This window comes from Lysinibacillus capsici, from assembly GCF_003367505.1.
In the GTDB taxonomy this organism is placed as follows: Bacteria; Bacillota; Bacilli; order Bacillales_A; family Planococcaceae; genus Lysinibacillus; species Lysinibacillus capsici.
Genome location: NZ_PXXX01000010.1, coordinates 184,981 through 208,252 on the forward strand (window position 1 = coordinate 184,981; position 23,272 = coordinate 208,252).

A 23,272-nucleotide genomic window follows, 5' to 3' on the forward strand; every position below is an offset into this window, starting at 1 on the left:
AAACACACGTCTCCTTGTCAAAAAATAGACAAAAAAGGCCTTCATTTTCACCGCTACAAAAAAATAATAATTGACAAATAAAAGCACTTCGGATTTGTATGTTCTTCTTTTAATAAAAAATAAATAGCTATTTTGACTTGGCAAATATTGTGCTACAGTAAAAGTAATCATCTAGAACCATTGTCACAATGAAGACAGATGACACAACCATTTTCATTGACGAGACTTGGAGGAATTTTTATGAAAATTATTGAAGCTTTAGCCCTCGCAACACCTTATATTCATCTAGCACTAAAACAAGAAGCCATTGTAGCTGTTGTTGAAAAGGAAAATGAAACAGTCGTTAAATACTTAGCAGGTAAACGTGTGGATTCCGGCTACCATGATGGACAAAAAGTTAACGCCAATGACCAAAATGTTTTCATCGCCTTTAATGGACAAAATGCAGATGTGGTGATACCAGAGGATGTTTACGGTGTAGCAATCAATGCTTTTTCATTCCCCATTCGTGAAAATGGTCAAGTAGTAGGTGCATTAGCTTTTGGCTTACCAATAGATAATGAGCTCAAACTTGAAGATTATATGGCTACGATGGATAAGATCGTCAACAGTCTACAGGATAAAGTACATACAATCGCTTCCCATTCTGAGGAATTAGCAGCCACTAGTGAGGAAATTAATAAGCAGGCACAGCATGCCCTAGAGGACTCTGAAAAAACAAATGCCGTGACAGATTTAATTAAAAGTATATCTCGCCAAACTAATTTACTAGGTTTAAACGCATCCATCGAGGCTGCACGTGCTGGACAGCACGGCGCTGGCTTTAATATTGTGGCACAGGAAGTTCGAAAGCTGTCCTTTGAGACGTCTAGTGCTACCGAAAATATAGAATCATCATTACGGAATATCAATAGAAATCTAGATAATCTAAAGCAAAATATGGGACAAATCAATGATGCAACAAATGAGCAAGCACAGCTCGTACAGGATTTCAGCGAAATTATAGAAGAATTAACTTTACTTAGCCGAGAAATGAAAGGCTTTATGCACAATGCGTTAAAATAATAATGAGGTGAACAATAATGCAAATTACCATTAACCAAGATTTAGCTTTACGGATGATCGCACCTGAAGATGCAGAGAAGGTTTTTGCATTAACGGATGCCTCGAGGGAATATTTGAAAGAATGGCTACCATGGCTAGATTTTACAAAAGAACTGGCGGATACAAAAGCCTATATTGAGGGCTGTATTAAGGGACATGAAGCGAACAGTAGCCTCTCCCTAGTCATTCTCTTTAAAAATGAAATTGTTGGCATTGCAGGCTTTAACGCGATTAATCCGAGCAATAAAATCGGCACTATTGGCTATTGGTTGAGCGAAGGAGCACAAGGACATGGCATCATGACGAAAACGGTAAAAGCTTTATTGCAATATGCCTTTGAAACATTGAAGCTTCATAAAGTTGAAATTCGTGTTGCTGAAGCCAATCACAAAAGTCGCGCAATCCCAGAACGTCTTGGATTCATGCAAGAAGGAACCATTCGAGCTGCAGAATGGCTCTACGATCATTATGTAAATCACGTTATTTATGGCATGCTTGTAAGTGAATGGCAGCAACAACTATAAAAAAACGACCTGATGAGATCATCAGGTCGTTTTTTGTTAGGATTGTTCTACCGCTTCTTTCGTTTCTTCAGGTGCTTGCTTTTTTTCAAGTCCTAAAGCAATCTGCTCTAATTCTGGACGCAATGTGTGCTTCCCAGCATAGCTCTCGATCAGCTCTTTTACATCGAGACCAGAAGTTTCTTTTAATGTTTCTTGAAGTGTAGACATTAAATTGGTTGCGTAAGATGTCACCTTATTCGCACCACTTCCCTCTCCACCACCAGTATCGACCACTGTAATCTTATCGATATTGCCAAGTGGACTTGCAAGCTCTTTTGCATACTCTGGCATCATGCGTACAACCATATCCAGTACAGCTGCTTGACCATAGTATTCAAAGGCTTCGGCAATCTTACGTTTAGCTTCAGCTTCAGCCAGACCACGTAGACGAATGATATCAGCCTCCGTCTCCCCTTGTGCTCGCTCTGCATCAGCTTTGGCAAGACCATCCAAACGAATTTTCTCTGCCTCTGCTTTTGCTAATGATTCAATACGATATTTTTCCGCATCAGCCTGTGCAAGCTCACGCATTTTTTCGGCTGCAGCATTTTGCTCCACTGCATAGCGATCTGCATCTGCTTTCTTTTTAACCTCAGAGTCATATTGCTTTTCTCTACGTAAAATCTCTTTTTCTTCTAATTCAATTTGCTTTTGACGCTCGATAATGCGAATTTGCATTTCTTGCTCCGTTACTTCCTGCTTAGCACGAGCAGTTTCAAGCTCATACGCTTGGTCAGCACGCGCTTTGGCAATATCCTGCTCACGTCGGAACTCAGCTACTTTTAATTGATTTTCTTTTTCTGCTTCTGCAATTTCCGTCGCACGCTCTAGTTCTGCCTTTTGTGCTTCCTTAGACGCTTCTGCACGTTTAATACGTGTTTCTTTTTCTGCATCTGCTGTCGCAATATCAGCATCTCGCTTTACCTGTGCGATTCTCGGTTTCCCTAGTGAGTCTAAATAGCCATTTTTATCTCGTACATCCTTGATCGTGAAGGATACAATGACAAGACCCATCTTTGCTAAATCTTGTGAAGCAACACGTTGAACTTCCTGTGAGAATTTATCGCGGTTTTTGTAGATTTCTTCAACCGTCATAGATCCTAAAATGGAACGTAAATGACCTTCTAATACTTCACGTGCTTCCCCTTCGCGCTCTGCTTTTTGCTTGCCTAAAAACTGCTCTGCTGCTGTCGCAATTTCTGAAATGGAACCGCCAATTTTAATAATGGCTGTACCATCTGCCATAACAGGAACACCTTGCTCTGTATACACCTCAGGCGTTGTCACTTCTAGTTTACTAGAAAGTAAGCTTAACGGCTGTGCTTGTTGGAAAATAGGGAATACAAATGTACCGCCCCCACGAATGATTTTAATGCGATTCCCCGACTCATCCTTATGTACATTTTTAGAGCCGAGATAGCTACCTGTCACAATCAGTGCTTCATCAGGACCCGCCGTACGATACTTTGTCACATATAAGCCGACTAGGGCAATTAATACAAATGCTACAATTCCTAAAACAATTAAGATATCGGTTGACATAGACATATCTCTCCTTTAAACAAATTTTTTCTCGTACGTTCTAACAAAAAGTGTTCCGTCCTTCACATCCACAACAAGTACGGTTTCATCATAGTCAATGGCTTCATTATCATAGCCCGTTGCCCGTTTTGAAATCATGCCACTTGTCGTTTCGATAACAACCTCGCCAAAACCATCTACTGGAATTGGCACAATAACTCTTCCTAATTGCCCGCCTAGCGATTCCTCTGTATAAGCTAAAGAAACATCAGCGGAACGTAGCGGAACGAGAACAAATAAATAAAAGATGGAACTTAAAATAGCACCGATGATACATGCAGCAATGATGTTCCAAACGCTAGAGAACCAGGCTAGTTTTTCTAAAATAAAACCTGCTGCTGACATCAACGTAATGAAAGATAGAATGACACTCGGATTAAAAATGGGTAGTCCTTCCCCAATACCTTCGACTGCATCACCAAAAAACATAACCAATACTGTGGCAAGGCCAGCGAAAATCAAAACCACCAAAAAGATCTGCTCGAGTGAATAGCCAAATAGCGTCAAGTTGCTCACCCCTTTTCATCATATTACCTACTATACGGATGTACCTCAGGAAAAGTTTCAAAATTTTTCAAACTCTTCTTTAAAGTATTATTTTTTGCTTTCATTAGAACCATGTTACAATAGAAAAGTATTCTGACAACTAAGGAGAAATGGCATGAAGCTTTCAACAATCTTAAATTTTATAATTCTAGTATTTTTCACGTTATTATTCGTTAATGATTTCTTTCCTGATACAACTATTGCTGCGATGCTGACTAAAAAAATAATATTGCTTATATTAGTTGGGCTTGTCATCATTCAGCTAGCCTTCGACAAGGGTAGATATAAAAGATTATCAAAAAAGGCTTATATCGGATTAACATTGTATACAGTTGGATTATGGATCGTTTTAACATTACTTGGCGGTCAATCACAAATTGGCCTATCGTTCACAAGTCCTCTATTCTATATCATTGTTGTGCTTCTTGGATTGGATTTAATCCGCCTTTCACGCCAAACTAAGCGGGATCAAACAGAGGAGAAAGCGAAGTAAAGCACAGCTATCCGTCAATCTTACGAAGCTATCCACCACTTTCGCACTGCTAACCGTCACTTTTGTCCCTCTATCCGACGACAACATAAAAAGCATGTCTCCGATTTTGACAGAGACATGCTTTTCTTATGATTCTAATACATTTAAAATGGCATCCAGCTCATGGACAGCTAGATCTAAGCGTTCCTTCGCTTCGATATTTTGCTGTTTTAAGTGACTAAACTCTAGTAAATTTTTCTCATGCTTTAATTTAATAGATGATAAACGTTCGATTCGTGCTTCTACTTTTTCTATTGCTTGCTCACAGACAGTTGTCCAGAGCTTTTCTGATTGTTGCATTTCCGTTGTCGATGGGTTGTGCTGACGCATAATTCGTGCGTAAACCATTTCAATTTGTTCAATTAGCTCCGAATAAAAATGGCGCTCAACGCGTGTTGTTTGGAATGTTGGATGTTCTACCTCTTTGGCATATGGCGTTATTTGACGAAGTAGCTTGCCAGCATTTTCTCCAAAAGCATGGGATAAATTCAAGACATTCATTAATTGCAATAATAAGCGTATTTCTTCTAGATTAATAAGTTGGGAATCGATGCTTTCCTTTAACTTTAATGACTCCATGTAGCGTCGATCAAAATGTTCAATTTCACCGTTGCGCTGCTCTACTAAATGGACACTTGCATTGTCTTTCAAGCTTTTAATATAGCGAATGGCATGGTTTTTTAGCTCTTCTTTTGACAGCAAGTTATCATTGTCTTGTTGTGGTTTTTCTCGTTGAACATACGCAAATGCATCCATTTTTTTGGGCCATTGTGCTGCTTGGGTTTCATCTGAGACATTATAGCGTATATAAATTCCGTGCATTTCATATCCTCCAAGTCCATTAAACAAGTATCTCTAAAGACAATAAATCGAATACGACATTTTTTCAAGTAAAAAACTTTTAATAATTGAAAATCCTTCTTTTTAACAATAAAACAAAAATCCCGAATAGTCGATACTATTCAGGATTTTACTAGTTTTCATTTATTCCTACTTATCCTTTAACACCTTTCCACCTGCTCCACTAACCCGTGTATAGTTGCATCTCGCAAATTCATATCAGGCAATGGATAAAAACAATGCTGTTAACTGAGGCCTGAGGAATACGATGTCGTAATGAGCAGCTATCGTTCTACAGGAGCAGGAAATGATTTTTGCTGATTATATTTTAAAGCATCCCTTCATTAAAATAACTTGTAATCAAAATTGACAAGTACAGTTCTAAAAAATCGCCAAGTTCCTTGTAAGCACTACAGGAATTTGGCGATCTTTATGTGTAGCTATTTAAGCCTGTTGGCGGATATCTTGAATGCTCTTCCCTTCAGTAAACGCATGAATCGATGCAACGGAGCCCACCGATTTAAAATTTGCCTTCTCATAGACTTTGGCAACCTGTTCACTAATTGGTAATATCCAAAGATCGTCCAATCCAAGCTTGACTGATTGCTGTTGGATATGCTGCAGCATATAGCCGATTAAACCACGACCACGATAGCTTTCAGTTGTTGCAACACTTTCAATCCTACCTTGATTTTCTGACACAAAAATATTTGCTGAGCAGCACGCCACCCCATCTAGTCTTAGTAGATAATACGTAAAATGTGAAGAATGATAGGTTTGCTCAAATGCCTTTTTTATTAATGAAGGCTCCCCAAATGCAGAAATGCTCATTTCTACTGCTAATGCTTCCTCCATATTTGCATCCGTTACACGCTCAATTTGAATGGCAGGATTAGGTGGAAGTATCGCATATTCACCATCCCAGTACTGAATTTCATTAACAAAATGCTCATATTGAAAGCCGTGCGTCTCTAATGCCTCTATACATAGCTGATTTTGTTCTAGATTATATAAATAAATCCGCGGGATCAGAGATTTTGATTGGTAGAAATCTTTGATGTCTTGTAAAAATAAGTCAGGTTGTTCAATCTTTCTCCAAATCTGTGCATGATTTGCATCGTAATAGGTTGGGATAGCCTGATTGTAAAATAAGACCCCCTCCTTACAAACCTCCACTTCACTGAAACTCTTCACATACTCTATATCAAGCTGCATAATGCGTTCTAAATTAAACATGCTCTGTGCCCCCTTCTAACCATCTTTCATATAAATTTTCTAATTGAAGTTCAAGCTTCTGCCGTTGTTCTTTAGCAAGCGATGGTTGTTGTAGTTTTGTCTCTAATTTTTCAATTTGCTGTTCAATCGGTAATTCTTTTTTTGGTGGCTGCGTTTTATTTACTGGTTGTTTTTCAACCATTTTCATTGCAAGTTCCTGTCGTTTTTCTCTAGCCCACTCATAATCTCCCTCAAAAACTTGAATAGTCTGGTTTTCAATCCACGCCGTTTTCGTAAAAATTTTCTGTAAGAAATAGCGGTCATGTGACACCCCAATAATCGTGCCTTCAAAGGATTCCAGTGTCTCTTCCAATACTTCTCTTGCTTCAATATCTAAATGATTCGTTGGCTCATCTAAGATTAAGACATTGATATCCTCATGCATTAATTGTGCTAAACGAAGACGCATTTTTTCTCCACCACTTAAGTCCTTCACTTTTTTAAAGACATCATAGCCATAGAACAAAAATCGTGCGAGTATATGGCGAGCTTCCGCCTCTGACACGGCGACACTTTCACGAAAGGCATCAATTAATCGTATAGCAGGATTTGGATGTTCAAATTGCTGGGAAAGGTATCCAAATTTCACATTACTTCCAATCTGACACACTCCCTGATTAGGAATGATTTCCCCTAATATCATTCTTAATAATGTTGATTTTCCACTACCATTGCTCCCAACAATCGCTAATCTTTCGCCAAAATAAATAGCTAGATTGCTTTCCTTCAATAAAGGCTTATCAAAGCCATGATCAATGGCTTGCAAAAGCACGACCTCTTTACCACTGCGTTCAGCCATCGTTAACGCTAAATTCATTTTCTTTTTAGTGAGGGGCTTCTTTACTCGCTCGATACGTGCTAATGCTTTTTCCATACTCTTTGCACGTCGATGCATGGATGCGTTTGGTGGATTCGCCTCATTTGCCCACTGCTTTAATCGTTTAATTGTTTCTTGCATCTTTTTAATTTTCTTTTGTTGCTCTTCATAATTTGCAAACTGTTGTTCAATTTTTGCTTCTTTTTGTGCTATAAAGGCATCATAATGGCCGTTATACGTAAAAGCCTCTCCATCCTCAATTTCGATAATCTTCTGGGCTATTTGATTCATGAATTGACGATCATGGGATACGACAATGACAATCCCCTCAAAGTTTCGCACATAATGTTCAAGCCACTCAATAGCTTGCATATCCAGATGGTTCGTTGGTTCATCCAATAACAAAATAGAGGGCTTTTTCAATAAAATTTGTCCAAGCATAACCTTTGTTTTTTCACCACCACTTAAACTACTAAATGGCTGCTCTAGCATATCTGAAATACCCAGTCCATTTGCAATCATTGCTAGCTGTGCATCTACTTCATAGCCCCCTAATAGCATAAATTGCTCCTGCAATTGCCCATATTGCAGTAATATTTTATCCGTGACCGTCGACTGCATCTCTTGCTCAAGTGCTGTCATTTTTGCCTTTATTGCATAAATATCCGCAAATGCTTCCTCCAGCACTTCTTTCACAGCATGGAGTGGATAATGTGGAATCTGATGTAAATAGCCAATCGTCGCTTCTTTACTTTTAATTATTCGTCCCTTGTCAGGTATCTCTACCCCTGCAAGCAGTTGTAATAAAGTCGTTTTTCCACTGCCATTTACACCAACAATCGCCACATGTTCACCACTATTTACCTCTAGCTGTAAGTTCTCGAATAATATATTGCCACCCATAATTTTTTGAATTTGTTCAGCTTTCATTTGCATCGTTTTTTCCTCCAATGAAACGTGCGAAAACATCTTTAGAACACAAAAAAGACTGCTCATTAACAAGCAGTCCTCTTCTCAATTAAATGTGTGAAAAAGAATGGTTAATTCGCTACGTTTGTTATTTGATTTTGCTTAAAAATGGACAGACCTATCCCGTTGTTCGCAAAATCGAAAGTAATCACACGTGCAAAATACATAGCCGTATCCACTTTTACACATGTTTTCGTAGCGTTTTTATTCATTCCTTCTCACCTCCGTTCATAGTAGTTATGGCTATCATAACATTATTCGGATTATTTGGAAAGGGAAAATTTAACGTTCATTTATCATCATTCAAAAGTTCTATTTGATCGAAATTCGCACAAAGAAAAACATGAGTGGTTGATTCATAGCCCCCTCATGTTTTCACTTTTTTTACAAATACTTTTACCACAGGCACCAGAAAAATCGAGACAACTAGTACACGAAAAAGCTGAAAGGCCGTGACAATCGTGACATTTGCATGGACCGAAGCGGCAATAATCCCCATTTGATCAAGACCACCAGGAACAATACTTAAAAAGCTTGTCCTAAAATCAAGGCTGTACAACGCTGCCATCACAAATGTTAAACCATAGGCTGCCCCAATAAAAATGCCCGCCGAAACAAACGCATAAAAGATATGCTTCTTCGATAAATGTAAATCCTCTTTTTTCAATAATAATCCAATATAAATTCCTAGCATGAGTTGGGCAATATGCAGAAGCGATAATGGTAATTTTGGCACTTCTATCCCTGCCATATTAACGCCCATTAGTAAAAACACTGGGCCTAGCATATAGCCTGTTGGAATTTTTAGCTTTTGTGCTAGCCACCCTGCGCCACCACATACCACAAGTATGCCAACAAGGTTCCATGTGTATGTTCCATCAATCATAGAACTATTGCCACCTGCCCCTGCCACCATTAAAGGAACAAAGCCAACGATTAAAAGAACGCGAAGGATTTGAAAGAATGTGATGACCACCATATCCATCTCTTGTTGCTCTTCCGCAAATGCCACAACCTGCGACATGCCCCCAGGAACACAACACGTTAAGGCAGTCGCAAAATCTAAATCTGTCCGCTTGGCAACAAGGAAACTTACCGCAAAAAACAACAAAATAAATATGATATTTAACACGACCATGCTTCCTAAAAAAAGCTTGATGTCCTGTACAGCTTCTGGTGTAAAGGCATAGCCGATAGAATAACCTGCTACGACTAAACCAAAATTGCGGAAAAAATGATGCCATTTTAATTGGACGTTGGTGGATAGCTGCACGATGAGCACCGCTGTAATCGCTCCTAACAGCCAAGGCATCGGTATATGGAAAAATTGAAAAACTACAGCACCTATTAAACCAATGCATAATGTGATGAGCATATGCTTATCAAAAATAAACATGGTAGCAACCCCTTCAACTCGATAAGCCTATTATGACCTTTATAAACCGCTTTTTCTACTGGACCGACTTTTGAGCTGATTGCTATCGTTGAAAAAGAACCTGTTATCCAACAAATAAAACCTCTTATCGAACAATTTATCCTTGCTAAAATTTTCTATGCTACATTAGTAATACCTGATTCAGCGTTTTTAAAGGAGGCCTCCTATGAAAATTCATTTAACCATCAATCATGAGCTCGAGGAAACTGAGATTCATATTCATGCCAAGGAATATAATGAGCAAATTGAAAGATTGATGAGACAGCTTCAAACATCCCAAAGTACGATGCTAGATGGGTATGACCAACAAGAAATTCATCTCTTAAAAATTTCCGATATTTATTCCATTTACGCAGAGGATGCCAAAGTATTTTTACAGACAGATGAGCAAGAGTTTGAGTCCAAGCGAAAATTATATGAGCTTGAGGCTCAGCTCGCCAAAGATTTTGTACGCGTGAGTAAGTCTACACTCGTCAATATCCATAAAATATCCTCTATTCAAATGGGCAAAATCGGCACTACACAGCTATTACTTGAAAATGACGTAGCCATTCATGTCAGTCGAAAATATTTAAAAGAATTAAAGAGACACTTAGGTATTGGGAGGGATTCATAGCATGAAGTATTTACGCATGATGATTATCGGTCTACTCATTTCCCTTAGCTCCTCTTATGTCTTAGTGACACTTAGCGTCCTATCAAATAATGCGGTGGCCTCAGGAACAGAATTATCGGAGCAAATTGTGATCGCGGCCATCCTTGGCATTGCCATTGGTTTGCTATCCGTCATTTTTGATATGGAGCAATTGCCTTTTACAGTTCAGCTTCTTCTCCATTTAGTAGCGGTGACAGCATGTGTACTAACCGCAGGCTATTTTGGTAGCTGGTTTGATTCAGGGGTATGGTATGTACTTATTGCGGAAGCCATTATTTACTTGATTGTTTGGTGTATTCTATATGTTCTTCAATTAAATGATATTGAAAAAATCAATAAAGAAATTCAAAAGAGAAGGGATTAACCACTTATGACGTTTGCGATAAAAGTTGAAAATTTATGTAAGCAGTATGGAGAACAGCAAGCTGTCAAAGGTATTTCTTTTACAGTCGAACAAGGCACCCTATTCGCTTTTTTAGGTGAAAACGGTGCAGGTAAATCTACAACGATTGAAATACTTTGTACTTTACTAAAAAAATCGAGTGGTCAAGTAACTATTAATGGTTTCACACTCGACGCAAGCAATGATAACGCGGATATCCGTAAATCTATTGGTGTCGTTTTCCAGCAAAGTCTATTAGATGAGCGATTAACTGTACGTGAAAATATCCTCCATCGAGGTAAAACATATGGCTTATCGAAAGCACAGCTTACCGATAACTATCAATTTGTTTCCACCTATTTGCATTTAGAGGATATTGAAGAGAAAAAATATGGAACATTATCAGGGGGACAAAAAAGGCGAGCAGATATTGCTCGTGCACTGATTCATCGTCCAAGTATTTTATTTCTGGATGAACCTACAACGGGTTTAGATCCACAAACACGTCAATTTGTTTGGCAGGCGATTAAACAACTTCAACTGGAAACCAATATGACTGTTTTTTTAACGACCCACTATATGGAGGAAGCGGCAGTCGCTCACCAAGTCACTGTCTTAAAGCAAGGTAAAATTGTTGCACAGGGAACGCCCGATGCACTAAAAACAAAATATGCCTATGATTCAATGGCTCTCGTTTTTCAAAATGCACAGGAGGGTGTGAAATTTCTTGAGGAAAATGCGATCTCCTACACAGAGAATCAAGGGATATACACCATCCGTTTAACTTCTACCTTACAAGCACTTCCCCTTTTAAAAAAAGCTGAGCCACTTATCGCCTCCTTCGAAGTCATTAAAGGATCAATGGATGATGTCTTTCTTCATATTATGGCAGAGGAGGAGGTTGCGTAGTGGAAGCATTAATTAGTTTAGTTCTGCGTAATAACAAAATATTTAGACGGGATAAAACACAGGTGTTCTTCTCCCTACTGTCAGTCATTATTGTCATTGTGTTGTACGCTGTCTTTCTCCAAAAAATGCAGGTAGATGCCATTGAACAACTAACAGAAGCTACACCTGAATTGATCACCATGGTCAATGAGTGGCTAGTAGCAGGTTTACTATCCATGATTGCTGTTTCGACTACACTTGGTGCCTATGGTATCGCTGTTAAAGACCAAGAATCCAAAGTACAAGCCGACTTTTTAACAGCTCCTCTTTCTCGTGCAACTATTCAGTTGAGCTATGTGCTCAATGCATTTATTATCGGCTGTATTTTTTCCTTTATTGCGCTCCTTGGCTGTGAAATCTTTATTGTCACAACGGGAGGTAAGATTCTAAGTTTTGGGGATTTTATTCAGGTATTGAGCATACTGTTTTTATCTGTCTTGCTTGCGAGTGTTTTTAATTTATTTCTTTCGTTATTTGTGTCGACCCAAAATGCTTTCTCAACACTCGGCACAATTGTTGGTACATTACTTGGATTTTTATGTGGTGTTTATGTACCTCTTGGAGCTCTACCAAGCTTTGCACAACATATAATCATGTACTTTCCAATTAGCCATACAACACTATTATTACGCAATGCATTTATGGAGAGCTCTATTGCAAATGTTTTTGATGGTGTGCCCGTTTCTTATGTGGAAGATTATAAAATGAATTATGGCATTGTTTATGAACTAAATGGACATATACTTAGCTCCACAACAAGTCTAATTGTGATTGTCTGTACAATTGTAGTTCTTTCTCTAGCATCTATGATCTTATTTAAGAGAAAGTATAACTAAATATGAGCCAACCATTTTACACATCGTTTAGAATACGATGTGTTTTTTATTGCTTTAATACAAACATTTTGTTATTTTAAATATTAAACAACAAACAAAATTAGAATTCGTTTGTTTTATCAAGGAGGTATTGCAATGGATGTAAATGAATTATTTTGGCAAGCTCCTATCGATGATCTAAAAAAGGGATATATCGATCAAGCGACACACTTCACCTGCCTACTATGCGGTGAAAAAGTAGAAAAAGGCATTATTTATCCTCAAGAGGGCTTATTATATGAAGCAGAGAAAATGATGCAACACCATATTACATTGGCTCACCATTCTGTTTTTCATTATTTAAACGGTCTCAATAAAAAAATGACAGGCTTAACAGAACATCAAAGTCATATTTTACGCTTATTTTATGAGGGAAAATCAGATCAGGAGATAAAAGAAGAATTAGAGATTGGCAGTGCCACCACGATTCGCCATCACCGTTTTGCTTTAAAAGAAAAGGAACGCCAAGCCAAAACATTGATGGTGATGATGGAGTTACTAAAAGAACAAGATCAGAAGGAGGAACCATTTGTGCCTATTCATAAAACAGCTACTATGGTCGACGATCGCTATAACGTAACCCTCACGGAAGAACAGCAATTATTAGAGAAGCTATTTCCAAACGGTGTTGGCAAGGAACTGGTTCGCTTTCCAAAGCGCGAAAAACAGAAAATTGTAGTGCTACGTGCAATTGCAAATCTTTTTGACCAAGAAAAGCATTATACTGAAAAAGAATTAAATGAAGTGATTAAACCGATGTATGAAGACTATGTACACATACGTCGTTACTTAATTGAATACGGTTTTCTTGACCGGAAAGCAGATGGCAGTGCCTATTGGGTAAAAAAATAAGAAAGTAGGTTATAAAAATGGATCATAAAAAAGAGTTAAAAGAAATGTATAAAGAGATGAAAATTGAAGCTGGCGTTTTTACAATGACCAATACACAAACAGGCAAATTATTTGTGGGGAGCTTTAATAATTTAAAGCGTTTAAATGGCTTTCAATTTATGCTAAAAACCAATACACATACGAACAAGGTGCTTCAGGCAGATTACAATTTATATGGTCAAGAAGCTTTTGAGGTGGAAATCGTTGAGTATTTAAAGAAAAAAGAAGAAGGCTATTTCGATGAAAAAAAAGAGCTCGAAAAGCTGGAGCAAAAATGGCTTGAGACACTAAAACCTTATGGTGAGCATGGTTATAATTAGTCATTAGCGCATTTGCCAAAAAGGTAAATGCGCTATTCATTACTTGTTTGATGGGTTGCCAATCAATTGAATTTCCTGCTGTGCTTTCTTCATTAATTTATTGAAAACAAGTTCATACGAATGCTTAATAAGATTCTCTACCAAATCCATCGGGACATCCTCAGCATCCATATAAATGGAATTCCAATGGGTTTTATTCATATAGTAACCAGGTATAATGCTTGCATAGGCTTCTCGTAATTCCTCCGCTCGAGAAGGCTCACATTTCAATGTAAGAACAGGCTTACCTGTTCTATTTCCTCCAAGCATGGCATACATTTTTCCACCGATATGATAGCGATCTGCTTGCCACTCCTCTTGATAGTCATACGTTGTTCCATGAAGCTGTATACAGTAAGCATGAATTATTTCTTTTTCCATCTTTACAATCCCCGTCCCCTCAAATAAAAACACACGTTCGATTATGGTAAGTATAACCTAAAACGTGTGTAGAGAATAGCATTATTTAGTTGTACCACGGTCAAACATTCCGATTACTTCCGTCGTCTGTAAAATATTCACAAACGACTTTGGATCAGTCTCCTTAATCGTGCTTTTCACATCAGCTAGTTGGTAACGCGTAATAACAGTAATTAATACTTTCCGACCCTCGCCTGAATACGCTCCCTTTGCATCGATAATCGTTACTCCACGATGTAGCTTTTCTAATAGTTGCTGTTTGACCTCGTCCCCTTTACTCGTAATAATCATCAACGTTAATTTAATATGGCTTGTATGAATTGTATCCACTACTTTTCCAGTTGCATAAATGGACACAAGGGTTAACAACGCCGCATCCCAGCTAAAGACAAAGCCAGAAGCAGCAACTACGATTCCATTCATAGCAGCAATTAACGTACCGAGCGGAAAATCACGTTTCCGGCTAAGTAGCATAGCAATTATATCAAAGCCCCCTGAGGAGCCAGCTGCTCGGAAAATCATGCCCATTGCAAACCCTACAATAACACCACCAAATAAGGACGCGAGGATTGGCTCTTGTGTCGCTTTGTGTATTGGAATAATATATAAACTCACTGACAACACAGCCACCGAAAGAATGGTGTAGCTAATAAATCGCTTGCCGAGCTTCATCACACCTAAAATCAGTAAAGGCAGGTTAAGCAGTAAATTTAACACGCCTGTATTTAAAGGGGTAATAATCCCAAGCATGATGGCAATACCACTCAACCCACCACTCAAGATTTCATGGGGAATCAATAAATAATTATAGGCAAAGGCCACTAAAATGGAAGAAAGTGTAATTATAATCACATTTCGCATAATGCTATCCCCTATCAATCAACGACCAATTTTTGATACATCTTTGTCATAGACTACCCAATTTACACTCCTGAAAAACCTATCCTCTTACTTTTTCTTCTGTTCTTCCTTTAAAGGCATATTTTGTTTATGTTCCCCTGTATCCGCAACTTTATAGATTCGCTCAAGCATCGGTGGATGTGTATAACGGAACCACTTCACTAAGAGTGGCGGGTTCACTTCACTTAAGCCTGAAATCGTTAGCTTTTGAAATGCTGTTACAGCCGCTTCTCGATCATTCATAAGGTTAATAGCATATTGATCGGCTCTCGTTTCTTGATATCTCGATATAAAATTGGATACTGGATTGGAAGCAAATAGTAAAATAGAAGTAATGAGTAAAAATAATGGATAGGAACGAATGCTACTGATTTTATTAATTTTTAAAACCTGTCCATATCGTGAAATCAAGCGACGCATAATTTTCGCTGTTAGCCATAGCCCTATTAACATTAAGAATAAATAGCCTGCAATGCCAAAATAAATATGCTTTTCAACATAATGTCCCATTTCATGTGCCATGATAAATAAAATTTCATTGTCCGTTAGTCTATTTAATGTAGTATCCCATAGCACAATTCTCGAATTGCTCCCAATTCCTGTCACATAAGCATTTAAAGCATTTGTCTTTTCTGCCATGTTGACCTCATAAACATGCTCTGCTGGAATATTGGCCTGTGTAGCAAGTGAAAGTATCTTTGTTTCCAGTTCTTTATTTTTTAGTGGATAAAAATCATTGTACAAAGGATCAATGACAACTGGCTGAATGAACATCACAAAGATTGTAAAGGGGATAGTTAAAAGCCAAGCATAGAGCCACCATCTTTTTTCGCTCTTTTTAATGAGCCAATAAATCACCGTAACAATAATCAAGCTAGTACCAAAATTCACCCAAAAATCAATGACACCATCCTTCATCCAAGATGCAAATGCTTGTGTACTGATGCCATAGCTTTTGCTTAGATGATAGCGATAATAATCAAGCGGGAATAGCACAATATAGAGCAATAAAGATAATAGGAATAAGTAACCCGCATTTTGCAATAGCTTCCACTTCGTTTGGGAGGTCGTCACTTTTTCGAAATAACGAGATACACCCAATAGTAAAATCAAGAAGTAAATAAGCCATTCTAAAGGTGTGGCTACAAAGAATACAAAGTTCCGTATTTTTGAATATTCACCACTTAAAAAAAGCTCCTTGCCAGACATAAACATCACTGGATCTGCCGCCGTTCCTTGTAAGGCACTTGGTATTTTACCACCACCGCTGTGGAAAATATACCAGTACATACAAAGCACGTAAACACCGAAAAGTAGTAGTGTAACAATGCCCATTTTTTTCGCTATGTTATTTCCCCCTCATATCACCCAAAGTTCGTCCTATAGTAAGTGTAAGCGAAATTATCAAAGTTAGAACAAACATGGACCTACTTTTTTAATCTCTCTGTTGCCAAAGAAAAATTTCGCCTCATTTCTATATGAGGCGAAATCATTATCGTCCTATTCATTTATCCATAACAAATGCCGTTTTACCACGTTGATCCCCGCTTAGATAGCCAGTGGATAATAGTTGCTCATACCATTGTTTTTCTATAGTAGCTGCTTGAGCCGCATCATCTACCTTCGTAGAAAGTTCAACCATAATATCGCCTTTGTACTGCCATACCTCTATATCCGCTTCATGTCCTAAAAAGCTTCCTTTATAGGTCGTAGCATTAGCAGGCCCATATACGACAACTTGAGACAACGTATTTTTATACCATGCTTCGGAGTTCCAATTTACAATTTTCTTTGGCGCATTTTCAAGAATGAATTTTTTCGCAACATTTGTAGCAACTGAATCATAAGAGACCTCAGCAGAAGTCTTCAAAGATTCCTTTCGGCTTATCGTAAATGTACGATGATCTCCCTTAATATCTAGCTCAAACTTATAATTTGACTCAGAACCAGTAAAACCATGATTCATTGTTTCTGCCATTGCTTCACTTAAAGGTGTGTTTAAAAAACGCTTTTTGTAGGTTATATCCATTTTATTACTACCCTTATATACACGTAAGCGGTGTATATAGTCATGACGTAGAAACAATTGGTCAAGCGTATCATAAAAATAAACTTTTACGTCATCCTTTTTAGTTGCTTGAAAAGCCTGGACAATAGTTGATTCATTAAAAATCTCAGGGTTAATATTGAATTTAATTTCATGGCCTGGCTCAATGGCTGCTTTCGCTTGTGTTGTATTCACACCCATCATACTAATCACTATCAAGCCCAAGACACACAGATAAAATGCCCATTTTTTTAGTTTAGTCACGCTTTAATTCCTCCTTCGGAAATGTTGTTGTTAAATTTGTATGTGTACTGTGAAAATAGATCGTTTGTCGTGCACGAAGTCTCTGTGACAGTGCCACTAAATCCCAATAGTCTGGATGTGTTTTATAGAAGAACTCCTCAGAGATATGCTTTAAGCTAGCTGGATTGGAAGCATGACGAGAATAGCCTGTATGAACAAAAATTGCCGTCGGATAATCCTTTGCAAGCTCCTCCACTTGAGCCACATCCTGCTCTGAGACAAAATACAGTACATGGTCACTGTCCTGTTTTTGCTTGAGTCGTTCTAAAAGCATCACTTTATTCGGCCAAATATTTTCATGTTCTTCATCATAATGCCCCAATAAAGGTTGTAGCTTGGCATCTACCCTAATCGCTCGAGTTGTATGTTCGGAAAGATACGTCATAATATCGACTGTTTTGCCCGAAAAAGAGGAGGGGAATATAAATGAATGATTGGGATGAGCCTTTACATACATAGCCATCTGCTGTAACACCTCAAGATTTCGAATGCATTTTTCCGCATGTCCACTATCAATAAACGCTACATCATAAACCGTTCCATCCTCCTCTGGCAAGGTCGCCTTTAATAAATACGAATCGACTACATAATCACCAGAGAAAAAAATCATTTCATCAAAAAAACGAATTTTGTACCACACGCTTCCAATTAAATGCCCACTATATCCCCATTGAAAGGCAAGATATTCATTGACCTCTATCCATTTTCCAATCGTATCTGGATAGAAAGTTCTGACTTGTGGGATAAGCAGTGGAAGCTGCTGAGCAGTTGTATGACTCATTAGTATCGGTCCCGTATAGCCCATGTTCTGTAGTATTGGCAATGCCCCTACATGATCAATATGCGAATGAGAAATAAAGACAGCAACTAGCTTTTCAATATGATTAAATGTAATATTTGGTGGCGTTTTTTGTGTATTTTTCATAATGCCACAATCCAATAAAATGGCCTGCCTCTGATTTTCTATATAAAAACAATTGCGCCCATATTCGCCTACACCACCTAAAATTTCAACACTAAGCATTGGCCTGCCCTCCTCGTTTTTGCAGCCAACCCAATAGGAACATAAAAATAACAGTCATAAGGACGGTTATAACAGCTACTGCCATTCCAATCCCTACATTACCTTGCTCAAATTGGCTATAGATAAAGGTTGCCCCTGTCTCTACGGATGGTGGCAAAATTAAAAGGCCAGCTACAAGCTCTCGCATTGAAATAATAAAAGTCATCATCATTCCTGTTAAAATACCCTGCATCAAAAGTGGTAGGATGATGCGACGATAAACCGCAATGTTACTACGTCCAAAAATAGCAGCTGATTGAAAAATAGAGGCATCCAATTGTGAAAAAGAAGACTTTATATACTGCACCGAATAAGGTAAAAACAGTACACAGTATGTGACTATTACCATTGCCTTTGTGTTATAAATTGTTGCGGGAAGCCAAGGAGCATTCCAAAACATAATTAAACCTACAACAAAGACAATCCCCGGAATAATATTAGGCATTAAACTAAAGAAGTCTAATATTTGCTGCTTTCTGGTTTCTCCCTTTTTAATATAAAGAGCGATGAATAAACCTATTATGGCGGTTATCAAGGCCGTCATGATAGAAAAAACAATGCTATTTAAAAATGCTGTCAATCCTGCACTTCCACTAGTGAAGACCTCTTGATAAGAAGCCAAACTGAAATTCCCTGCCTGTAAACCATCTCCCCGTACCTTTTGCAAAGAGGTCACGATAATAGAGAAATAAGGAATGCCGATAGATAGCAATAAAACAAGCCCTACAAAAGTCCAAGAAGCTGTTCTTATATACCACTTGTCCTTGAGCTCACGTCTAGCAGGTGTTTTTCCTGATAGCACACCATATGTATATTTGCGACCAATGAGATTTTGGAAATACCAAATGACTAAGCAAACTGACAATAAGAATAAGGATAGCGAGGTTGCCATGCGAATATCAACTGGCCATCTTGATAAATAGGAATGAATTTCGGTTGTAAACACTTGAAACCCAATCCGACTGCCGAATGTAGCTGGCGTTCCAAATTCAGCAAGCGTCTTAATAAAAATAAGGAGACTTCCCAAAACATAGCTCGAAAGTAAAAGAGGTAACACAACTTTTAGCCAATTTTGCAAAGAACTTCGCCCAAAAATCAGCGCTGCATCTAAAAATGAGCCATTTATGCGAAGCAATGTATTTTTCAGCATTAAATACAAAAACGGAAACAGGTGTAGGCTCATGATCACTACCATGCCAAATAAGGAAAAGAAGGAATCTGTCATCCAAGCAGCACTTGGAATAAGCTGCTGTAAAAAACCATTGTGCTGCATAAACAAAATCCAGCCCATTGAACCAATATAGGGAGGTGTCATAAATGGAATCGTTAACACTATATCGAGCCATTCATATTGATATAAACTTGTTTTCGTGCGAATGAAAGCCATAGGTAATGCGATAATTGTTGTCCCAATAATCACGAAAATCCCTAAAACCATCGAATTTCCAAGCGTTTTCCATATTCTATCGTGTGTAAACATTCGACTAAACTGTGATATATCAACATGTCCCTCTTTAATAAAGGTATAAAATAAAATGGCCATCAACGGTGCGATAGCAAATATGATGACAATTGTCAGTAAAAATCCAAAAGCTCGTCTTCCTTCCATTATCATGGCATGTCAACCCTTCTCTATGAAAACTAGAAGGAGGTATATCAACCTCCCTTTATTTATCGAAATAAATCCGTAAACTTTGTTAGTACTTCCAGCTGTTTCGCTTCCGCACCCATCCAATCAACTGTTAACTGTGGAATTTCATCTAATGCTGCACGATTTTTCACAGCAATATCTTTATTCCCTGGTAATAAGTAAGCATCTGCTACTAGCTTTTGCCCTTCATCTGACAATAAAAAATCAACATAGGCTTGTGCAGATTCTACATGTTGTGCATCCTTTAAAATACCTACTGCTCTTGGACTAACTACTGTCCCACTCGTCGGATAGATAATTTCCACTGGCTCACCGTCTGCTTTTGCTTTATAAGCCATATAATCTACACCTGCAATCGTGGCATTTTTCTCGCCTGTTATAACCGCATCCAAGGCTTCTTTATTCGCACCATTGACTTGTAAGCCATTTTTCTTCCAACTATCAATCGTACTCCAAGCTGTTTTTTCTGCTGCTGTGTAGCCAAATAAGAAATCAACAGCAGAGCCTGACAGACTTGGATCTGGTATATTCATTTTATTTTGCCAATCAGCTTTTGCTAAATCAGACCAATCCGTAGGCGCCTGTGTCGTATTTTTCGTATTATAGGCAATACCTAAAGCAGAGGCACTGTAGCCATAAAAATATCCATCTTGATCCGACCAATCACTGTTAATTTTGTCCTTGTTTTTAGCCGCTTCGTAGCTTTGCAATTGATCTGTTGCTTTTAACCCATCCATTGAGGCAACAGAGGCAAGTACAACAATGTCAGCTACAGGATTATTTTTTTCCGCTTCTAAACGAGAGAGAATTTTACCCGTAGTTCCTTGAAACATTTCCACTTTAATCCCTGTTTTTTCTTCAAATGCTTGCTGAATATTTGCAGCTAAACCATCTGGCCCAGCAGAATACACTGTCAGAACTTTCTCCTCCTGTGTCTTTGCACTTGCTTCATTCGTCTCTTTTGCCTCTTTATTACCACAGCCAGCTAATGCTAAGGCCAATAAAATGCCAGCAGTTGCCCAAAATTTAAAATGTCGTTTCTTCAATGTAAACCCTCCAATTGATAGATTTGTTTTTCATCAATAAAAACTTGCAACCTTTTTCCATGCTCTAATGGCTGCTTCTCATAAAAGTTCCAATACTGTCCTTCTACCTGTGCTTGTACTAGATAACGATCGCCAACAAATGTACTTTTCACAATCTGCGCTTGTTTGGCAATCGTACCAGGACGCGATATTCTCGAAACACCCTCAGGTCGCACAATTGATTGTCGATTGTGAAGCCAATTCACTTTGCCAATAAAATCTGCCACATAGGGCGTTGCTGGTGCACGATAAATTTCCTCAGGCGAGCCAATTTGAGCAATCCTCCCTGCCTCCATAACGATAATTTGATCAGACATTGTCATGGCCTCTGTTTGATCATGTGTTACGAAAATGGCTTGGCAATTAAGCTCATGAATGAGGTGCATGATTTCATCTTGCATTTGCTCTCTTAAAACAGCATCGAGAGCGGATAAAGGTTCATCAAATAAAATTAATTGCGGTTTGGTCGCTAAAGCTCTAGCTAATGCCACTCGCTGCTGTTGTCCACCCGATAATTCACCTGGCTTTCGTTTCTCATAGCCTTGCATTTTTACCAATCGCATCACATGCTCGACTCGTTCAGGAATAGCTGATTTCGGAATAATGCCCTTTAAGCCAAAGGCAATATTTTGGAAGATGGTCATATGTGGCCATAGAGCAAAATCTTGAAAAACCATGGCAATATTACGCTTATTTGGTTTGACATTTTTACGAGACCCCGAAGAATAAATGACGGTGTCATCAAATCGTATTTCTCCTTTTGATGGCTGTTCAAGGCCAGCTATCAACTTTAATAAGGTTGTTTTGCCACAGCCTGATTGTCCGAGAATCGTAATAAATTGCTGATCTAACTCCACATCAATCGGCCACAATGCTTGAGACTGCCCATATTTTTTCTCGATATTTTTTAATGAGATTTTCATAAGTATCCTCCTCGTTACTTACAACTATAAATTCCAGATATTTAGAAAATATTAATCTACTATTAATAACACGTTAAAAAAAATCTAATAAACTAAAGCAAATACAAGATTTTTTCTAATTTCCTTTAGGAGGATAAAATGAACAATAGTAAATTACAGGCATTTTGCTTACTTGTAGAATTAAAAAAATTAGCCCCTGTCGCCAAAGCACTTGGCATTACAGCCCCCACCGTATCATTTCATATTCGCTCTATAGAGGAGGAATACGGTATTCATTTATTTCGAACAAATGCTGGAGGATACCGTTTAACAGAAGCGGGCGAAGGTGTGTATCATTACGCTCGTCAAATGGTTCAACTTCAAAAGGATATGGATCGTTTTATTGAAAATCTTTTAGCAGGCCATATCGGTTCATTACGACTAGGGGCGAGTGGCTTACCTGCCCATATTTTTATGCCAGATTTAATTCATCAAGTTTCAACGACCTGTCCTGAGATTCGCATTTCATTAGAAGTAAAAACAGCACCTGAAATTGAAAAAAAGGTAGCACTACAAGAATTAGATTTCGGGCTCATCATGGAGACTAAGCAGGAAAATCCTTTACTTCATTACGAAACAATCGGTGAAGATGCACTTGTATTGGCATTCAGCCCATCTCACGAGCTAGCAGCACAAAAAGACATCACCAAAGAAGATATTCTTAAATACAAGCTATTGTTGCATACATCATCTAGCTCCACGAATCACTTCATTGAAAAGTGGATGGACCCATTTCAGCCTTCTATTTACACAATTGAGTTGGATTCTGTGAGCACGATTAAAAAGATGCTGACCTTTGGCAAAAACTTGGCGTTTCTATCTGTTTCCTTAATAGAAGAAGAATTAAAATCAGGTGTACTGCTGAAGAAAGATCTACATGATGTAACACTAAATAGAAAAATTCAATTGATTTATCCGAAAACGCGCTTAGATCATAAAATGGATGAATTTGTCAAAACGTCGGTTTATGAAATAGCAAAGCAATTAAAAATGTCTTCTACGATGACATAATTCCACATACAGTCGTAATAACATGGAATGGGAAGATATTTTTATGAAAGGAGGGTTG

At 38.2% G+C, this 23,272-nt stretch carries 25 protein-coding genes; 10 read left to right on the forward strand and 15 right to left on the reverse strand.

Going from position 1 to position 23,272, the window contains the following annotated elements; genetic code table 11:
• The first annotated feature begins 240 nt into the window (after positions 1 to 240).
• Entirely contained in the window at positions 241 to 1,065 is an 825-nt protein-coding gene (locus C7B89_RS08020) for a methyl-accepting chemotaxis protein (protein ID WP_048389774.1), read from the forward strand.
• A 17-nt stretch (positions 1,066 to 1,082) separates the two neighbouring features.
• Positions 1,083 to 1,628, forward strand: a complete 546-nt coding sequence (locus tag C7B89_RS08025; RefSeq protein WP_103117709.1) for a GNAT family N-acetyltransferase — start codon at positions 1,083 to 1,085, stop codon at positions 1,626 to 1,628.
• Between the two features lie 36 nt (positions 1,629 to 1,664).
• On the opposite strand, the gene C7B89_RS08030 is transcribed toward C7B89_RS08025, so the two are convergent.
• Positions 1,665 to 3,209: a flotillin family protein gene (locus C7B89_RS08030; protein WP_004232547.1), complete on the reverse strand. Its 1,545-nt coding sequence runs from the start codon at positions 3,207 to 3,209 to the stop codon at positions 1,665 to 1,667.
• Positions 3,210 to 3,224: 15 nt separating this feature from the next.
• Positions 3,225 to 3,755: an NfeD family membrane protein gene (locus tag C7B89_RS08035; RefSeq protein ID WP_004232545.1), complete on the reverse strand. Its 531-nt coding sequence runs from the start codon at positions 3,753 to 3,755 to the stop codon at positions 3,225 to 3,227.
• Between the two features lie 154 nt (positions 3,756 to 3,909).
• Between C7B89_RS08035 and C7B89_RS08040 the strand changes: the two genes are divergently transcribed.
• The gene (locus tag C7B89_RS08040; RefSeq protein ID WP_112117651.1) at positions 3,910 to 4,287 is read left to right on the forward strand and encodes a hypothetical protein; all 378 of its coding nucleotides are present in this window, start codon (positions 3,910 to 3,912) and stop codon (positions 4,285 to 4,287) included.
• Between the two features lie 126 nt (positions 4,288 to 4,413).
• Here C7B89_RS08040 and C7B89_RS08045 read toward each other — a convergent pair whose 3' ends face one another.
• The 5 genes from C7B89_RS08045 to C7B89_RS08060 form a co-directional block, all read right to left on the reverse strand.
• The gene (locus tag C7B89_RS08045; RefSeq protein WP_048389726.1) at positions 4,414 to 5,148 is read right to left on the reverse strand and encodes a hypothetical protein; all 735 of its coding nucleotides are present in this window, start codon (positions 5,146 to 5,148) and stop codon (positions 4,414 to 4,416) included.
• A gap of 462 nt (positions 5,149 to 5,610) precedes the next feature.
• Positions 5,611 to 6,402 carry a GNAT family N-acetyltransferase gene (locus C7B89_RS08050; RefSeq protein WP_115673449.1) on the reverse strand — a complete coding sequence of 264 codons (792 nt, stop codon included), beginning with the start codon at positions 6,400 to 6,402 and terminating at the stop codon, positions 5,611 to 5,613.
• Positions 6,395 to 8,194 carry a ribosomal protection-like ABC-F family protein gene (gene abc-f / locus C7B89_RS08055; RefSeq protein WP_115673450.1) on the reverse strand — a complete coding sequence of 600 codons (1,800 nt, stop codon included), beginning with the start codon at positions 8,192 to 8,194 and terminating at the stop codon, positions 6,395 to 6,397. The genes C7B89_RS08050 and abc-f overlap by 8 nt, the downstream gene beginning before the upstream one ends.
• 104 nt (positions 8,195 to 8,298) lie before the next feature.
• Complete coding sequence (locus C7B89_RS23025) at positions 8,299 to 8,439, reverse strand: RAxF-45 family protein (RefSeq protein WP_004232534.1); 141 nt, start codon at positions 8,437 to 8,439, stop codon at positions 8,299 to 8,301.
• Between the two features lie 155 nt (positions 8,440 to 8,594).
• Positions 8,595 to 9,623: an AbrB family transcriptional regulator gene (locus C7B89_RS08060; RefSeq protein WP_115673451.1), complete on the reverse strand. Its 1,029-nt coding sequence runs from the start codon at positions 9,621 to 9,623 to the stop codon at positions 8,595 to 8,597.
• Positions 9,624 to 9,828: 205 nt separating this feature from the next.
• On the opposite strand from C7B89_RS08060, the gene C7B89_RS08065 reads away from it, so the two are divergent.
• From C7B89_RS08065 to C7B89_RS08090, 6 genes are all read left to right on the forward strand, one after another.
• A complete protein-coding gene (locus C7B89_RS08065; RefSeq protein ID WP_115673452.1) occupies positions 9,829 to 10,278 on the forward strand; it encodes a LytTR family DNA-binding domain-containing protein in 450 nt (149 codons plus the stop codon).
• Position 10,279: 1 nt separating this feature from the next.
• A complete protein-coding gene (locus C7B89_RS08070; RefSeq protein ID WP_115673453.1) occupies positions 10,280 to 10,681 on the forward strand; it encodes a DUF3021 domain-containing protein in 402 nt (133 codons plus the stop codon).
• 6 nt (positions 10,682 to 10,687) lie between these two features.
• Complete coding sequence (locus tag C7B89_RS08075) at positions 10,688 to 11,608, forward strand: ABC transporter ATP-binding protein (protein ID WP_115673454.1); 921 nt, start codon at positions 10,688 to 10,690, stop codon at positions 11,606 to 11,608.
• Entirely contained in the window at positions 11,608 to 12,483 is an 876-nt protein-coding gene (locus C7B89_RS08080) for an ABC transporter permease (RefSeq protein ID WP_115673455.1), read from the forward strand. Before C7B89_RS08075 ends, C7B89_RS08080 begins: the two co-directional genes overlap by 1 nt.
• A gap of 135 nt (positions 12,484 to 12,618) precedes the next feature.
• Positions 12,619 to 13,374, forward strand: a complete 756-nt coding sequence (locus tag C7B89_RS08085; RefSeq protein WP_048389708.1) for a DUF2087 domain-containing protein — start codon at positions 12,619 to 12,621, stop codon at positions 13,372 to 13,374.
• A 17-nt stretch (positions 13,375 to 13,391) separates the two neighbouring features.
• Positions 13,392 to 13,733 carry a GIY-YIG nuclease family protein gene (locus C7B89_RS08090; RefSeq protein ID WP_048389707.1) on the forward strand — a complete coding sequence of 114 codons (342 nt, stop codon included), beginning with the start codon at positions 13,392 to 13,394 and terminating at the stop codon, positions 13,731 to 13,733.
• A 39-nt stretch (positions 13,734 to 13,772) separates the two neighbouring features.
• Here the strand turns inward: C7B89_RS08090 and C7B89_RS08095 are convergent, their stop codons facing one another.
• From C7B89_RS08095 to C7B89_RS08130, 8 genes are all read right to left on the reverse strand, one after another.
• A complete protein-coding gene (locus C7B89_RS08095) occupies positions 13,773 to 14,153 on the reverse strand; it encodes an MmcQ/YjbR family DNA-binding protein (protein WP_115673456.1) in 381 nt (126 codons plus the stop codon).
• An 81-nt stretch (positions 14,154 to 14,234) separates the two neighbouring features.
• A complete protein-coding gene (locus C7B89_RS08100) occupies positions 14,235 to 15,053 on the reverse strand; it encodes a YitT family protein (RefSeq protein WP_004232517.1) in 819 nt (272 codons plus the stop codon).
• An 87-nt stretch (positions 15,054 to 15,140) separates the two neighbouring features.
• On the reverse strand, positions 15,141 to 16,439 hold the full coding sequence (locus C7B89_RS08105) for a M48 family metallopeptidase (protein ID WP_279629542.1): 1,299 nt from the start codon (positions 16,437 to 16,439) through the stop codon (positions 15,141 to 15,143).
• A 157-nt stretch (positions 16,440 to 16,596) separates the two neighbouring features.
• Entirely contained in the window at positions 16,597 to 17,403 is an 807-nt protein-coding gene (locus C7B89_RS08110) for a hypothetical protein (RefSeq protein ID WP_115673458.1), read from the reverse strand.
• On the reverse strand, positions 17,396 to 18,466 hold the full coding sequence (locus C7B89_RS08115) for an MBL fold metallo-hydrolase (RefSeq protein WP_115673459.1): 1,071 nt from the start codon (positions 18,464 to 18,466) through the stop codon (positions 17,396 to 17,398). The genes C7B89_RS08110 and C7B89_RS08115 overlap by 8 nt, the downstream gene beginning before the upstream one ends.
• Positions 18,459 to 20,120, reverse strand: coding sequence for an ABC transporter permease (locus C7B89_RS08120; RefSeq protein WP_115673460.1), 1,662 nt, complete (start codon positions 20,118 to 20,120; stop codon positions 18,459 to 18,461). Before C7B89_RS08120 ends, C7B89_RS08115 begins: the two co-directional genes overlap by 8 nt.
• A 56-nt stretch (positions 20,121 to 20,176) precedes the next feature.
• Entirely contained in the window at positions 20,177 to 21,202 is a 1,026-nt protein-coding gene (locus C7B89_RS08125; protein ID WP_066037589.1) for an ABC transporter substrate-binding protein, read from the reverse strand.
• Positions 21,199 to 22,164, reverse strand: a complete 966-nt coding sequence (locus tag C7B89_RS08130; RefSeq protein WP_054550684.1) for an ABC transporter ATP-binding protein — start codon at positions 22,162 to 22,164, stop codon at positions 21,199 to 21,201. Before C7B89_RS08130 ends, C7B89_RS08125 begins: the two co-directional genes overlap by 4 nt.
• Positions 22,165 to 22,302: 138 nt before the next feature.
• Between C7B89_RS08130 and C7B89_RS08135 the strand changes: the two genes are divergently transcribed.
• The gene (locus C7B89_RS08135; protein WP_054550683.1) at positions 22,303 to 23,214 is read left to right on the forward strand and encodes a LysR family transcriptional regulator; all 912 of its coding nucleotides are present in this window, start codon (positions 22,303 to 22,305) and stop codon (positions 23,212 to 23,214) included.
• Positions 23,215 to 23,272 lie beyond the last annotated feature (58 nt).